Raw genomic sequence first — 14,971 nt, forward strand, 5'->3', positions numbered from 1 at the left:
AGGAAAAATGTCAAAACGAAAAGTAAAAAATAAAATTTATGCTTTGATTATTGTGGTAACATTATTTGTATCTGTTAATAATTTGTCACAAGCTGAAGAAAAAAGCACAGTAGCTGGAATGATGCTGGCGGATAATGCAGGTAGAATATCAACCAAAGAAGAGTTAGACAATGAAGGGATTTCAGATATTAAGAGTAGATATTCTGCTGAAGAAGTGGAAATAGGTAGTGAACCAGGAAGTAAAAGAGTCAAGAGAAGCAGAAGAAATGCAGCACGTCAAGCAGCAAAGGGAAAAGGTAAAACAAATAATATATTTGAAACTGACAGGGGAACAAGAGATGATTTAAAAGTTGGTTCAATTGAAATTTCAAATTTAAAAGAATTATCTCCAGAATTCTTATTATCAAAAATACCTGTAAAATCAGGAGATAATTATACAAATAAAGATCTTAGTGATATTTATCTTGCATTAAAGAGAACAGGATATATATCAGATGCGAATGTTTATCCAAAAATTCGTGGAAATACTGTAAATATAATGGTTGAAGTTTCAGAAGTTGAAAATGCTGCAGCACTTGTTCAAAGAAAACAAATGCAGGAAGAAATGAAAAAAGAAACAGAATATACTGTGGCAAATGTTGATATTGAAGGATTGCAAGTTCGTAGTCAAGATAAAGAAAAATACTTAAAGAGTCTACCAATTAAGCCAGGAGATATTTTCATACCACAAAAGGCAGTCGATGGAGGACAAAAAATATTTGACACTGGATATTTTTCAACAGTTGAGCCAAAAATTGACAGAAAAGCAGATAATACTGTTTCTATAATTTATGAAGTGAAGGAAAATCCAGCTATTCGAAGTATTAGCTTTGAAGGAAATACACTTTACAAGGATGCAGTACTTGAGAAGGCTTTAGGTATAAAAAAAGGTGAAATCTTAAATGGTAATTTATTAAATCCTGATGAAAATGGAATAACAAAATTATATAATAAAGATGGATATACTGTTGCAAGAATCGAATCAATAAATGTCTCAAATGAAGGGGATATAAAAATTGGATTGACAGAAGGAGTTGTTGATTCTGTAGAATTTCTAAAAGCTTCTTCTAGAAAGGATAACGAAAGACTGTCTGAAAAACATTCGACTTTAAGAACAAAACCTTATATATTTGAAAGAGTTCAAAAAATAAAACCTGGACAAATTTTCCAAACTAAAAATATAAAGGATACAGTAGAAGAACTTTATAGAACAGGAATGTTTACGTCGATAGAGCCAGTTCTTGAAGGAAAAGAAGATGATCCAAATGCAAGAGTTGTAAAATTACTTGTGGAAGAACGTCCAACTACAACAATTAATGGAAGTATTTCCTATGGAACTTCTGTTGGGCTAGTAGGAGAGCTTAAATTGTCAGATTCAAACTTCTTGGGAAGAGGACAAGATGCTTCAATTACTTTATCAGCATCAAATAAAGGAGATAAAACATTTGATATTAGCTGGTTTGATCCTTGGTTAAGAGGAACTGAACGTGTTCAATTGGGAGGAACAGCTTACTGGAATGTATCAGTTGATGATAATGCTGATCCAGATGAAGTGGAAAAGGTTAAGAAGATCGGAACGCGTTGGACAATTGGTAAAGGGCTTAACAGTGATCTTTATGTAAGAATGGCAGCAAGATACGATCATTATGAAGAATTGTTCTCAAATAAAAAAGTAAATGATAGATATAACCTGTTTGCAATAGGACCGTCATTAATTTATGACACAAGAAACAACCAATATAGTCCTACAAAAGGAATCTATTCCACACTTTCCTACGAAAGAGGAGAACTTATAAATGATCCTAGAAGTTATGATCAGTTTGAAGCAGATTTAAGAGCTTATCATAAAACATTCTTTGGTGATAAGAATGTAATGGCATATAGAGTGGCTTGGGGATCAACAGGAAGTGGAACTCCAGAAGCATTAAGATTTAGTATTGGTGGAGCAGAATCAATTCGTGGATATGATTATGGTGCATTTGACGGATATGATAAATTCCATGCAACTATTGAAAATAGAACAAAAATTAATGACACCTTACAGTTAGTAGCGTTCTTCGATATAGGAAACGCTTGGCAAAATGAGTCAAGAGATCCTCGTACTGGTAAAAAAATCTACAAACCAAACAGAAAAGATGCTCATGACTTTAAAGATCTTAAAAAAGGTTATGGAGTTGGTGTGAGATTGAATACACCGATTGGACCGTTAAGATTTGATTATGGTTGGCCTATGGATCCTGAGAAAAAAGGTGAAAAGAAAGATAAGGGTAAATTCTACTTTAGTTTCGGACAATCATTCTAATTTTTTCAGACAAATTAAAATAAAAAATCTAAAAATATAATTATACGGGATGATTGATTTCATCCCTATAATTTTATAAAAATTTTGTAATTAGGCTTGTCTTGAAACTAAAAGATGATAAAATAAATATTTTGATATATAAAAATGGATAAGGAGATGTTCAGAATGTATGATATAAAAGAAATTACAAAATTAATTGATGGAAAAATAAATGGAAATGAAAATTTGACTTTTAAAAGATTGTCACCATTTTTTTATGCAACAGAAGAAGAATTAACTTTTGCAGCAGATGAAAAAATGTTGAAAAGTATTGATAAATGTACTGCTGGAGCGATAATTGTTCCACCATTGGAAAATTTACCGAAAAATAGAACATATATTGTGGTTGAAAAAAATCCAAGAGAACTGATGCCGGTTTTATTAAATTATTTTAAGCCAAAAATAAAACCGTTTGAAAAGGCAATAGAAGATTCAGCGGTAATAGATGAAACTGCAAGTGTTTCTAAAATTAATACTTATATTGGACATAATGTGAAAATTGGAAAAAATGTTGTGATTTATCCGAATGTTTCAATTTTTGAAGGAACAGAAATTGGAGATGAAACAATTGTTTACTCAAATGTCACGATTAGAGAATTTTCTAAAATTGGTAAAAAATGTATTTTTCAGCCAGGAGCAGTTATCGGGTCTGATGGATTTGGATACATAAAAGTAAAAGATAACAACGTGAAAATTGAACAAATTGGGCATGTTATCTTGGAAGATGAAGTGGAAATTGGAGCGAATACTTGTGTTGATAGAGGAGCAATTGGAGATACGATTATAAAAAGAGGTACAAAGATTGATAATTTAGTTCACATTGCTCATAATGATATAATTGGTTCTAACTGTTTTATTATTGCACAAGTGGGAATTTCTGGAAGTGTTGAAGTAGGAGATAATACAACACTTGCAGGACAAGTTGGAGTAGCAGGACACTTAAAAATCGGAAATAATGTTATAATTGCTGCGAAATCAGGTGTTACGAATGATGTTCCCGATGGAAAACAAATGTCTGGATATCCATTAAGAGACCACATGGACGATCTGAGAATAAAAATGTCAATGGGAAAAGTACCTGAACTTGTAAAAAGAGTTAGAAAGTTAGAAAAAATAATAAAATAAATTTATGATACTATTTGCCAAAATTTCAAAACTCCCTTGACTTATTAATTCAAATGATGTATTATTAAATAATAAAGAACAAATTATATTATAAATAGAAAGAGAAGGGAGTTATAGATGAAAAAATTATTACTAGGAATTTTTATGCTTTTATGTTTAGTTAGCTGTGGATCAGGACCTAGTGACACAGTTTCAAAATTTATTAATAACATAAAGGCGGGTAAGCCAAAAGAGGCAGCAAAGTATGCTATTGACGATGGTTTTGAAGGAAATTTAGAAGTAACTTATACTAATAAAACTCAAGAATTACTTTTTAAAACATTGTTAAAAAATCTTGAATATAAGATAATTGGAACGGAAAAACAAGATAGCGATACTACTATTGTAACTGTGGAAGTGACAAATTTAGATGTACAAAAAGTATTTTTACAAGTTTTCCAAAAAATGTCACAAGAAGTTTTTACAAACAAAGATTCTAAACCACTTTCAGCTGAAGAAAGATTTAAACAGGAACTTGAAGCAAAAGATAAGCCAAAAATAAAAAATACAACTAAATTTGTAGTTAAAAAGACTCCACAAGGGGAAAAAGTAGTGGTAACTGCTGAAAATGTTGATGTGTTACTTGGAAAACTTAATACGACATTATTAAATTTGGGTAATCTTGGAAAAACTGATGAAGAAACATCAGTAGAATTACCAGAAACAGGACCTTCAACAGGAATATCGCAAAAGCCAGAAGAACTTAGAAATCAAAATAAATAAAAAATCTAGTATTAAAAAACAATCTTTCTTTTATTATATATTTTAAAAGTTTGGTTGTTTTTTTATTTTCCAAAGAAAAAAATAAATATATATAAATTTGTTTATAAGAGTAATAATGTATAATAAATTATCATTTAAAGTTAATAACTTATAAAATGATAAATGCTATATTTAAAAATTTTCAACAAGAATTAAAAGGAAATCTTTTTTCTATATAATAGAAAATAAGTTAACAAGGTGTTGATAAAATAGTAAAAATATAGTATAATATTATTACAGGGTATGAACTACCCATAGAGCCTTTAGAATATGTAAAAAAATTATATTTCTTAAGGAAGTTCCTGTTTCTATAAATGGGAGCAGTTCAAAGGAGATTTCTAGAAAAGAAAGGTGATTAATTATGAAAAAAACATTAATTGGTTTATTCTTAGTTTTAGGTGCAGCTTCATTTGCAGATGCAGGAAAAATAGAAGCTAGAGGTGGAATAGACCTTGGTGGACAATACCATTATGGAAAAGATTGGAAAAATCAAAAAACTAAAAACAGTTCAGGAGAAGTTGGAATTGAATACAGAAATGAAGTAGCTCCTGGATTAGAAATTGGTGGAGGTACTGCTTTCCAATTCCACAAAGATTTGAAAGATAAAGTAAATGGACAAAACGAAAAAAACTTTAATTCTATTCCAGTGTATACAACAGCTAAATATACTTTTGATACACAAACAGTTGTAAAACCTTATGTTAAAGGTGATTTAGGATATTCATTTAATAATGGAAATCACGACTATGGTTCTTTAGGAAAATTCACAGCTAAAAATGGATTATACTATGGAGTTGGTGGAGGAGTTAACTTCAACAATGTAAACGTAGAACTTATGTATAAAGAAAATCAAGGTGAATACAAATATGAAGGACCTTTAAGAGCTTCTAAAAAATATGATGCTAACTACAGAAGAGTATCTCTTGGTGTAGGTTATGATTTCAATTTAGGAGATTAATAATAGTTTAGTATTTTAATAACAAAAAAAATAATTTTTTACTACTACGAAATGTAGTAGTTTTTTTTGTATAAATTTTTAAAAATAATTTCAATTCTTTATTTTTTTGTGATATAATAATAAACATAAATAAGTGTATAAATAATTTTTGCTATTTTCCATTTGAATAGCGGGTTTATTATAAATTTTTTTTAAAAAACAAATAAAATATATTTAAATGGAGTTTAGCATTAAAATAGAAAGGAAGATGACGATATGAGAAAAGTATTTTTAATGATGCTATTAGCTACAGTGTTTATTGTTGGATGCGGTAAAAAGGCTAATGATGGCAATGTCATAAAAATTGGAGTTATTGCGCCGCTTACTGGGAATTATGCACAATATGGAGTAGCGGTAAAAGAAGGTGTGGAACTGAAGGTTGATGCTATTAACGATGCAGGTGGAATCAATGGGAAAAAAATCGAACTTGTAACTGCAGATAGTAAAGGAGATGTTCAAGAAGCAGTAAATGCCTTTAAAAAGATGGTTTCACAAGATAAGGTTAATGTTGTGATTGGAGAAGTTGTATCAGCTACTTCACAAGCTATTTCAGGACTTGCGCAACAGGCAAAAGTACCTTTAATTTCAGCAACAGCTACAAGCCTTGATGTTACAAAGGGAAAAGATTTTGTATTTAGAACAACATTTACAGATCCTTATCAAGGAACTGCCACTGCGAAATATGCAAAATCTAAAGGCATAAAATCAATTGCAATATTGACAAACTCTTCAAATGACTATTCTGTAGGAATTGCAAATGCATTTAAGGCACAAGCTGCAAAAGATGGAATAACTATTACTGAAGAAAAATATACAAACGATGATAAAGACTTTAAAGCGATTTTGACAAAAGTAAAAGGACAAAATCCACAAGCTATTTTTATACCTGATTATTACAATACAATTGGGCTTATTATCTCACAAGCTAAAGATTTGGGAATTAATGCACAGTATCTTGGTGGAGATGGATGGGATGGAATCCAGACTAATTTTGGAAAGGTTGCAGAAGGAGCAATTTTTGCAAGTCAATTTTCTCCAGATGACAAGGCTGAAAATGTTCAGAAATTTATGAAGGCTTACAAGGCTAAATATAACAAAGAGCCAATAATGTTTGCGGCACTTGGTTATGATACTGTGCAAATTGTAGAAACTGCTCTAAAATCTACGAAAGATATGTCTGGAGCATCTATAAGAGAAGCTATGAATAATGTAGGCGGTATAGATTTGATAACTGGTAAATTAAAATTTGATGCTGATAGAAATCCTGAAAAGGCAGTTACATTTATCCAAGTAAAAGGTGGAAAACTTACATTAAAGGAAAAATTCTAAAAGTAAAAAAATTCAAGAAAATAAAAAATTTTAAGTAAGTTATTTTGAATATAAAAATAAATTTTGTAAAGGAGAACAATTATGAAAAAGACATTATTTTTAATTTCATTATTGGCATTATTTGTATTTAGCTGCGGAGCTAAAACTGCAAAAGATAAAAATGTTATAAAAGTCGGTGTTATTGGAGCTTTGACTGGAAATGTAGCGCAATATGGAACAAGTACAATTAATGGATTTAAGTTAAAAGTAAAGGAAATAAATGCCGCTGGTGGAATTAACGGTAAAAAAATCGAACTTGTTGTGGCAGATAGTAAGGGAGATGCACAGGAAGCAATCAATGCATTTAAAAAAATGGTTTCACAAGATAAAATTGATATTTTTATGGGAGAAGTTACATCTGGACCATCTCTTGCAATTGCACCGCTTGCGCAACAAGCAAAAGTTCCTATGATTACAGCAACTGGAACTGCATTTGATATTACAAAGGATAAGGATTTTGTATTTAGAACAACATTTACAGATCCTTATCAGGGTGTTGTTGTTGCAAAATATGCAAAATCTAAAGGCTATAAAAATGTTACAGTATTGACTAATACAGGTAGTGATTATTCAGTTGGACTTGCAAATGCGTTTAAGGAACAAGCTAAAAAAGAAGGAATTCAGGTTAAAGAAGAACAATATACTGCAGATGATAAAGATTTTAGAGCATTACTTACAAAAGTAAAAGGATATAATCCTGAGGTAATTTTTGTACCTGATTATTACAATACTATTGGATTAATTTTGACACAATCAAAAGATCTTGGAATAAATGCCCAATTTATGGGTGGAGATGGATGGGATGGAATCCAAACTAACTTTGGAAAAGTTGCTAATGGAGCAATTTTTGCAAGTCAATTTGCGCCAGATGATCCTGATCAAAATGTTCAAAAGTTCATTACTTCATATAAAAATGAATATAAAACTGATCCGATTATTTTTGCGGCTTTAGGATACGATACTGGAACAATTTTAGAAACTGCATTGAAAAATGTAAAAGATCTTTCTTCAAAAGATGAAATTAAAGATGCAATTAAGAACTTTAATGGAACAAACCTTGTTACAGGCTCATTAAAATATGATTCAGAAAGAAATCCTGAAAAGAAAGTTACATTTATTGAAGTAAAAAATGGAAAACTTACATTAAAAGAAAAATTCTAGAATAATAGAATTATTCATAAATTTAGAAAAATTTAAAATTTAATAAAGTAAATGTTTTGAAGCAAGGGGTTTTTACCCCTTGTTAAAATAAAAAATTAAATTATCGAATACATCTAAATGTGAAAAATAATAATTATTATAAAGTTCGGTTGTTAGGGATTTTTTCTTTCTTCTAACAATCGAGAACTTTTTTTATCAAGAGTTTTTATTTAAGAATTTAAAATAAATTAATGAAATTTAGTAAATAAAAATATACGTAAGCAACTTTAAGATTATATAAAAGTTTGAATAAAATTAAATATAGTTTTTAGGTTGCCTAAGTATTAAATTAAAAGGAAATATAAAATAAAAATGAACTGTATAAGTAGAAAGTATAGGAGTTTAAAATTATGTTAAAGAGTTTTATCGAGCAAACTATTAACGGACTGCAAACTGGAAGTATTTATGCCCTGATTGCTTTGGGGTACACAATGGTTTACGGTATCGTTAAACTTATAAATTTTGCACATGGTGATATACTTATGGTGGGAGCTTATGCCACACTTATTGCTGTGTCAAATGGGATGCCATTAATACTGGCTATTACTTTATCAATCGTTTTGTGTGCTATTTTGGGAGTTGTAATTGACTTTTTTGCATATCGTCCAATTAGGAATGCACCTAAGATTTCGGCATTAATTACAGCGATTGGAATGAGTTTTTTATTAGAAAGTCTGGCACTTATAATATTTGGTGCAAATCCAAAAGTTATTGATCCAAAATATATACCAGCATTTTTATCAAATGATAATAAAATGAAGCTAGGATTTTTACAAATTAGCACACTTACAATATTTGTAATTGCAATTACAGTAATATGTATGGTGGCTTTAAACTTATTTATTAAAAAGACAAAATTAGGAAAAGCTACAAGGGCGGTTTCACAAGATACAGGAGCGGCACAGCTTATGGGAATTAATGTAAATAAAACTATTGCCATAACATTTGCAATTGGTTCTGGACTTGGTGCATTAGGTGGAGCATTATATGCGATTGTTTATCCGCAAATTGAGCCATATATGGGAATGTTGCCTGGACTAAAGGCGTTTATTGCAGCTGTATTTGGAGGCATTGGAAGTATTCCTGGAGCTATGGTTGGTGGATATGTCTTAGGACTGCTTGAAGCGTATGTAAAAGGTTCATCGCTTACAACTTGGGCAAATCCGATTGTATTTGGTGTGCTTATATTAATATTAATTTTTAGACCAAATGGATTGTTTGGGAAAAATATGAAGGAAAAAGTATAATTGGAAGGGAGGAAGATGGAAAAAATGGAAAAAAATAATAAAGATGTAAAAGAAAAAAATATAAATAATTTAGAAAAAAAACAAGATAAACAGCCTAAAAAAGATAAAGAAATAAAAAATTGTAAATGGAACGACTTAAATTATTTTAACAAATTAAATGTAAAAAATTATATTGCTACGTTTCTTTTAATAATTATATTTTATTTTGTTTTAAGTTTTACTTTTGATCCAAATGATGCCTTCAGTTATACAAGGGGAATTTATATAAGTATCTTAATTTATGTGTTATTTTCAGTAAGTTTAAATATAACAGTCGGACTTATGGGACAACTTAACTTGGGACAAGCTGGATTTATTGCAATTGGTGGATATTCAGCAGCTTTTATCTCAAAAATATTAGTCCATTATAATTTACCGCCATTTTTACAATTAATCTTAGTATCACTATTTGGTGGATTAGTTGCAGCTGTATTTGGGCTTTTGGTTGGTGGTAGCACACTTAGGCTAAGAGGAGATTATCTTGCAATTATTACACTTGCCTTTGGAGAAATTGTAAAATATATTATTCAAAATTTGGATTTTTTAGGTGGAGCAACTGGACTTAGTGGTATTCCGACACTTTTGAGTTTTTCAAATACATATTTCATCGTAGTTATTTCAATTGTTATAATTGCAATGGCTATGACTTCACGAAAGGGAAAGGAAGTTTTGTCAATTAGGGAAGATGAAATTGCGGCTGAAAATATTGGAATTGGATTAAATCGTGTAAAACTTTATGGATTTGCATTTTCAGCATTTTTTGCTGGAGTTGGAGGATCACTGTTTGCACATAATGTGGGAATTTTGACACCTGATAAATTTGGATTTTTATTCTCGATAGAAATTCTTGTTATGGTAGTGCTTGGAGGACTTGGAAGTATTACGGGAGCGATTGTTGCTGCGGTAATTTTGACATTATTAAATGAAAAATTAAGAGATGTTTCACAATTTAGATACTTAGTTTACGCAATTATATTAATTTCATTGATGATTTTCCGTCCAAAGGGAATTTTCGGTACGAAGGAATTTACATTTGCAGGAACAAAAAGAAGAATTAAGCGGATTAGAGATCATAAAAATAGTAAAAATGAAAGTGATGAAAATTAAAATTAAGTATTTTTAATAAATAAAAAAAAGAAGTAAAATAGGAGATATAAATATGTCATTATTAAAAACGACAGATTTGGGAATATCTTTTGGAGGGCTAAGAGCAGTTGATGATGTAAATATTGAAATAAAAGAAGGCGAGCTAGTTGGGCTGATTGGACCGAATGGAGCTGGAAAAACAACAATATTTAACTTGCTTACAGGTGTTTATAAACCTACAGATGGGGATATTTCTATAAATCAGATTAGTATAAATAAAAAAACTACTCCACAAATAGTTGCTTTAGGAGTTGCCAGAACATTTCAAAATATTAGACTTTTTAAGGAACTAAGCGTATTAGACAATGTAAAACTGGCATTTAACAACAGTATGAGTTATAATACTTTTGAAGCGATTTTTAGACTTCCTAGATTTTGGAAGGAAGAAAAGGAAGTGACTGATAAGGCGCTTGATTTACTGGATATTTTTGATATGGCTGAAATGGCGAATATTACTGCTGGAAACTTGTCTTATGGACAGCAAAGAAAACTGGAAATAGCAAGAGCTTTAGCTACAAATCCTAAATTGCTGCTGCTAGATGAGCCGGCGGCTGGAATGAATCCGAATGAAACGAAGGAATTAATGAATACAATTAGCTTTATAAGAAATAAATTTAAAATTGCAATTTTGTTAATTGAACATGATATGGATCTGGTAATGGGAATTTGTGAAAGATTATATGTGCTAAACTTTGGAAGAATCATTGCTTCAGGGCTTCCAGATGAAATTCAGAATAATAAGGAAGTTATCACAGCTTATTTAGGAGAATAAAATAAATTTGAGCTGCAAAATTAATAAAATTAGCAAAAAGGAGGAAATGTGAATATTTTAAATGTAAATGACTTAAATGTCTACTATGGCGTAATCCACGCTATAAAAAACATTTCATTTCAAATAAAAAAAGGTGAAATCGTTTCCCTAATTGGTGCAAATGGAGCTGGAAAAACATCCACACTTCACGCTATTTCAGGGCTTGTACCAATAAAATCAGGAGAAATTTCCTTGAGTGGAGAAAATATAACCAATGCTGATGCTTATAAGCTTGTCAGCCGTGGAATGGCACACGTTCCAGAAGGTCGTAGAATCTTTACAGAGCTGACTGTGCTGGAAAACTTGGAAATGGGAGCATACACAAGAAATGATGTAGATCAAATAAAAAAAGACATGGAGCATATGTTCTCGCTATTCCCAAGACTTGCTGAACGTAAAAAGCAGTTGGCAGGAACAATGAGTGGAGGAGAACAGCAAATGCTGGCAATGGCAAGAGCCTTAATGTCAAATCCTTCGTTATTATTACTGGATGAGCCGTCAATGGGACTAGCGCCGTTATTAGTACAGGAAATCTTCAATATCATTGAAAAAATCAACAAGGAAGAAAATGTAACTGTATTGTTGGTAGAACAAAATGCCAATATGGCGCTTTCAATCGCAGATAGAGGATATGTTCTGGAAACTGGAAAAATCATTCTGGAAGGAACAGGGAAGGAACTGCTTACAAATCCTGAGATTAAGAAGGCCTATTTGGGAGGATAAAAAAGAATATTTGTTTTTAAGAACTGTCTTGAAAAGTTTATGGTTTTTTTGAGATGGTTTTTATTTTGAAGAATTTTTTTGGAAAGTATGAATTTTGAAAAATAAAAAACTGGGAGAAATCCCAGTTTAACAAATTTATGATTTAGAATTATGCTTCCTTATTAATTCTTGTAACGTTTCATCGTAATTTTCCAATACATCTTTCAATAATAATTGATTTAAAATCCCATACATATTTTGGCTTTCTTTAGTTTGATAATTCATTAATTTTTCATTAGAGACATCTATAATTTCTTGTAACATATTTATTCTTTGATTAATAATTTCTTGCTCTACTATCATTTTATCTAATCTCATTAAAATTTTTTTCTCTAAATCTTTTCCTTCTTTTTTAGAGAAAAATAAAAAATTTTCTAACACATTTTTCCTTTCCACTATGCAAATATTTCATCAAATAACTTTACTTCATTAAGTAATTCTACATAACTATTTTTTAGTTGTTGTTTCTCTTTTTCTCCTGTTTTAATACTATTTAAAATTTCATTGATTTTTTCAATAGAACGTTTAGTCTCTTCTTCTCTTAGATTCATATAATTTTCTAACTTTTTATCAACTAAATTTTGTTGCTGACTAATAGAACTTTTTAATTCATCAAATAGGAATTTATTTGCATTTTTTAAAGTATTTATTGAAAATTCGTTTATTTTTTTCTTTTTTTCTCGTCCCTTCTCCATTTTTAGAATATCAAGTAATTCGTCATTAGATAATGAATAAGCATCTTTAATTCTATTTGAATAAATTTTATCTAAACTTTTTAAAGTAGATTGTCTATTTAGTTCTAAGCTATCAAAAATGTAATCTTCAATTACTTTGTCAAAATTTTCGGTATTATTTTGAGATATTTCGTTTATATCTGTTAAACCGTTTTTTATTTGCGAAAAATACTTATTTATCTGCTCTTTTGAAATATCATCATATTCTTTCGAAATATTAAGAGAATTTTTAATATAAGTTTGTAGAATTTTATTAATTTTTTTGGTGTCATCAATAGTAGCATTATCCTTATCATAACTTGGAGTATCACCAATATTAAATATATTTTTAAACCAGTCTACTATTCTTTCACCAATTTTAATTATTTTATCAATAGCCTCTGCATTTTCTGTTACATATTCAATTAGATTCTTGATTAAATTGTTTTTTTTCATCTATTTAACCTCACTTTCTTCTTCAAATTTGACTTTTCTAATATTTTTCATAAGTTCATTAAAATTTGTATTTAATTCTTCAAAATCTGTATTAAATGCTTGGGTAATTTCTTTTATCTTTAATTTTAATTTTTCATTTAAATTTTTTAGATTTTCTTTTTGTTCTTCATTTTGTAAAATTTGTTGTTTTAATTCATTTTCACTCTGCGTAAAACTATTAATATTTCCTTGAATTTTTTCAATATGTTCATTTTTAAATGTTTCAATTTTATTTTTTAAATAATTGTACCTATTGATAAAATCAATCTTCAAACTTTCATTAAATCCCAAAATTAGTTTATTTTGAATATTATCTTTCAAAATTTCTATATTAGAATAATTAATTAATCTTCTTTTTATTTGGTCAATATCTTTAGGAGTAAGATTATTTTTATTATATAATTTTAATAATTCACGTCTCTCTTGTTTTGACATTTCTTCTATTTTTACTAAATTATCGAGAACATCTTCCAATGAATCAATATCAGTATTTGATGATAACTTTATAGCATTTGAATAAAAATATGAACTAACTCCAATTAATTGCTTTTTAGCCATTTCTAAACTTCCATAAAATTGTTTTTCTTTTAAGTGTTTTAACCATTCTTCTTGTTGTTGTTCCCAGTCAGCTTGCGAATTCATAATGTCAATTTGCGTTCCCAAGATATATACCTTATCTTTTTTGTCCTGAGCTTTTGTCAATACTTCTAAAATCGTTGTAATTTCTTCATTTCTCAATGTTTTGGAATTTACACAAATAATTACTGCATTTGCACTGTGAATATATTCAGAAGTAATATTTGAACGATATTGTACAGGATCATTTAACCCAGGAGTATCTACTAGACAAACTTGTGGTGGAAGATTTAATTTTTCTACACCAATTTCAATTTCTTTGACAAAATAATGCTCTCTAGCATGCGAGGAAGTCCATTTTTTTATTTCATTTTTCATAGAATCTAAATTATCAAATTCTTTAAAAACATCTGATTTTTCTAACATTTCACATTCTATTTCTTTTGCTCTTAAGTTATCAAATTCTTCTTTAAAAATAGTTGCATTTGTACTTTTTTGAGCATCATTCCAGATTTTTTTCCAATCTTTCTTTGAATAAAATTTTACTGTAATTGAATTTTTGTCTGTTGTTTTTATTTTTGTTAATGTTGCAGTTTCTGGGGTTACATTTGTACTGGCTAAGTCGTAACCAATCAGAGCATTAATTAATGTTGATTTTCCTGCTTTTACAGCTCCTACAATCGCAATTTGATAGCTTGGATTTTTTGAATCAGAAATATATCTTGAAATTTCGCTATTTATTTCTTTAAAAAATATATTTTCTTTTAAAGTATTTGAACTTTTAAAATACTCCTTTTCTGATAATTTCTTAAATAATATTTTTGAACCATTTAATCTTTTTACATATTCGTTAATAGTTTCATTCCAATGAATATTAACTAATTCTTCATTATTGCTTCTAATATACTGTTCTAAATTTAACATTTTCATACTTCTCCTTATAATTTTCTATTTTAACTATTTCAAAATCAAATTTTTAAGTTTAGTATTAAAATACATTTAATATAATACGAGTATATCATAATAAAATTATATTATGTTTTTTTTTTTTTTTTTTTTTTTGTATTAGAATATTAAAATGTAATAAAATAAATATGTAAGTAAAGAAGAAATAAGAAGTAAAATTAGAAAATAAAATATTTAAAATGTTTAATTTCAATTTTTTTAGTATTGTGATTTATATTTTTTGTTTGATTTAACATTTTAATCTATATAGACATTTTTTACTATTTCTTGTATAATAATTATAGATTAAAAATTGTAGGAGAAAACGAATTAATAAAATTAACATAAATAAAGAAAGCGAGAGGA

General features: G+C 28.9%; 13 protein-coding genes. 10 read left to right on the forward strand and 3 right to left on the reverse strand.

Translation table 11 applies throughout. The annotated features are described in order from the left end of the window. Window positions 1–7 precede the first annotated feature (7 nt). The 10 genes from FVE73_RS01295 (at window position 8) to FVE73_RS01340 (ending at window position 11,837) form a co-directional block, all read left to right on the forward strand. The gene (locus FVE73_RS01295) at window positions 8–2,341 is read left to right on the forward strand and encodes a BamA/OMP85 family outer membrane protein (RefSeq protein ID WP_018499295.1); all 2,334 of its coding nucleotides are present in this window, start codon (window positions 8–10) and stop codon (window positions 2,339–2,341) included. Window positions 2,342–2,506: 165 nt separating this feature from the next. Further along, window positions 2,507–3,505, forward strand: coding sequence for a UDP-3-O-(3-hydroxymyristoyl)glucosamine N-acyltransferase (gene lpxD, locus FVE73_RS01300; protein ID WP_018499296.1), 999 nt, complete (start codon window positions 2,507–2,509; stop codon window positions 3,503–3,505). Between the two features lie 117 nt (window positions 3,506–3,622). Further along, window positions 3,623–4,267 (forward strand): DUF4878 domain-containing protein, encoded by a 645-nt coding sequence (locus FVE73_RS01305; RefSeq protein ID WP_018499297.1) that lies wholly within the window; start codon window positions 3,623–3,625, stop codon window positions 4,265–4,267. A 400-nt stretch (window positions 4,268–4,667) separates the two neighbouring features. Beyond that, entirely contained in the window at window positions 4,668–5,264 is a 597-nt protein-coding gene (locus tag FVE73_RS01310; RefSeq protein WP_018499298.1) for an outer membrane beta-barrel protein, read from the forward strand. A 255-nt stretch (window positions 5,265–5,519) separates the two neighbouring features. Beyond that, on the forward strand, window positions 5,520–6,632 hold the full coding sequence (locus tag FVE73_RS01315; protein WP_018499299.1) for an ABC transporter substrate-binding protein: 1,113 nt from the start codon (window positions 5,520–5,522) through the stop codon (window positions 6,630–6,632). Window positions 6,633–6,713: 81 nt separating this feature from the next. Further along, the gene (locus FVE73_RS01320) at window positions 6,714–7,832 is read left to right on the forward strand and encodes an ABC transporter substrate-binding protein (protein WP_018499300.1); all 1,119 of its coding nucleotides are present in this window, start codon (window positions 6,714–6,716) and stop codon (window positions 7,830–7,832) included. A 389-nt stretch (window positions 7,833–8,221) separates the two neighbouring features. After that, window positions 8,222–9,118 carry a branched-chain amino acid ABC transporter permease gene (locus FVE73_RS01325; RefSeq protein ID WP_018499301.1) on the forward strand — a complete coding sequence of 299 codons (897 nt, stop codon included), beginning with the start codon at window positions 8,222–8,224 and terminating at the stop codon, window positions 9,116–9,118. A gap of 24 nt (window positions 9,119–9,142) precedes the next feature. Beyond that, a complete protein-coding gene (locus FVE73_RS01330; protein ID WP_051070822.1) occupies window positions 9,143–10,264 on the forward strand; it encodes a branched-chain amino acid ABC transporter permease in 1,122 nt (373 codons plus the stop codon). 52 nt (window positions 10,265–10,316) lie between these two features. After that, window positions 10,317–11,075 carry an ABC transporter ATP-binding protein gene (locus FVE73_RS01335; protein ID WP_018499303.1) on the forward strand — a complete coding sequence of 253 codons (759 nt, stop codon included), beginning with the start codon at window positions 10,317–10,319 and terminating at the stop codon, window positions 11,073–11,075. A 48-nt stretch (window positions 11,076–11,123) separates the two neighbouring features. Continuing rightward, the gene (locus tag FVE73_RS01340; protein ID WP_018499304.1) at window positions 11,124–11,837 is read left to right on the forward strand and encodes an ABC transporter ATP-binding protein; all 714 of its coding nucleotides are present in this window, start codon (window positions 11,124–11,126) and stop codon (window positions 11,835–11,837) included. 135 nt (window positions 11,838–11,972) lie between these two features. Here FVE73_RS01340 and FVE73_RS01345 read toward each other — a convergent pair whose 3' ends face one another. Genes FVE73_RS01345 through FVE73_RS01355 form a run of 3 tightly spaced genes read right to left on the reverse strand, consistent with a single transcriptional unit; the run spans window position 11,973 to window position 14,584 of the window. After that, a complete protein-coding gene (locus FVE73_RS01345) occupies window positions 11,973–12,257 on the reverse strand; it encodes a hypothetical protein (RefSeq protein ID WP_018499305.1) in 285 nt (94 codons plus the stop codon). 14 nt (window positions 12,258–12,271) lie between these two features. Then, complete coding sequence (locus FVE73_RS01350; protein ID WP_018499306.1) at window positions 12,272–13,045, reverse strand: hypothetical protein; 774 nt, start codon at window positions 13,043–13,045, stop codon at window positions 12,272–12,274. After that, on the reverse strand, window positions 13,046–14,584 hold the full coding sequence (locus FVE73_RS01355) for a dynamin family protein (RefSeq protein WP_018499307.1): 1,539 nt from the start codon (window positions 14,582–14,584) through the stop codon (window positions 13,046–13,048). Between the last annotated feature and the right edge of the window lie 387 nt (window positions 14,585–14,971).

Source organism: Leptotrichia wadei (assembly GCF_007990545.2).
GTDB classification, from domain to species: Bacteria; Fusobacteriota; Fusobacteriia; order Fusobacteriales; family Leptotrichiaceae; genus Leptotrichia; species Leptotrichia wadei.

Bases quoted from the DNA above. Each gene is read 5' to 3' on its own strand.
- FVE73_RS01295 (WP_018499295.1), top strand. From the start codon at position 8: ATGTCAAAACGAAAAGTAAAAAATAAAATTTATGCTTTGATTATTGTG.
- lpxD (WP_018499296.1), top strand. From the start codon at position 2,507: ATGTATGATATAAAAGAAATTACAAAATTAATTGATGGAAAAATAAAT.
- FVE73_RS01305 (WP_018499297.1), top strand. From the start codon at position 3,623: ATGAAAAAATTATTACTAGGAATTTTTATGCTTTTATGTTTAGTTAGC.
- FVE73_RS01310 (WP_018499298.1), top strand. From the start codon at position 4,668: ATGAAAAAAACATTAATTGGTTTATTCTTAGTTTTAGGTGCAGCTTCA.
- FVE73_RS01315 (WP_018499299.1), top strand. From the start codon at position 5,520: ATGAGAAAAGTATTTTTAATGATGCTATTAGCTACAGTGTTTATTGTT.
- FVE73_RS01320 (WP_018499300.1), top strand. From the start codon at position 6,714: ATGAAAAAGACATTATTTTTAATTTCATTATTGGCATTATTTGTATTT.
- FVE73_RS01325 (WP_018499301.1), top strand. From the start codon at position 8,222: ATGTTAAAGAGTTTTATCGAGCAAACTATTAACGGACTGCAAACTGGA.
- FVE73_RS01330 (WP_051070822.1), top strand. From the start codon at position 9,143: ATGGAAAAAAATAATAAAGATGTAAAAGAAAAAAATATAAATAATTTA.
- FVE73_RS01335 (WP_018499303.1), top strand. From the start codon at position 10,317: ATGTCATTATTAAAAACGACAGATTTGGGAATATCTTTTGGAGGGCTA.
- FVE73_RS01350 (WP_018499306.1), bottom strand. From the start codon at position 13,045: ATGAAAAAAAACAATTTAATCAAGAATCTAATTGAATATGTAACAGAA.
- FVE73_RS01355 (WP_018499307.1), bottom strand. From the start codon at position 14,584: ATGTTAAATTTAGAACAGTATATTAGAAGCAATAATGAAGAATTAGTT.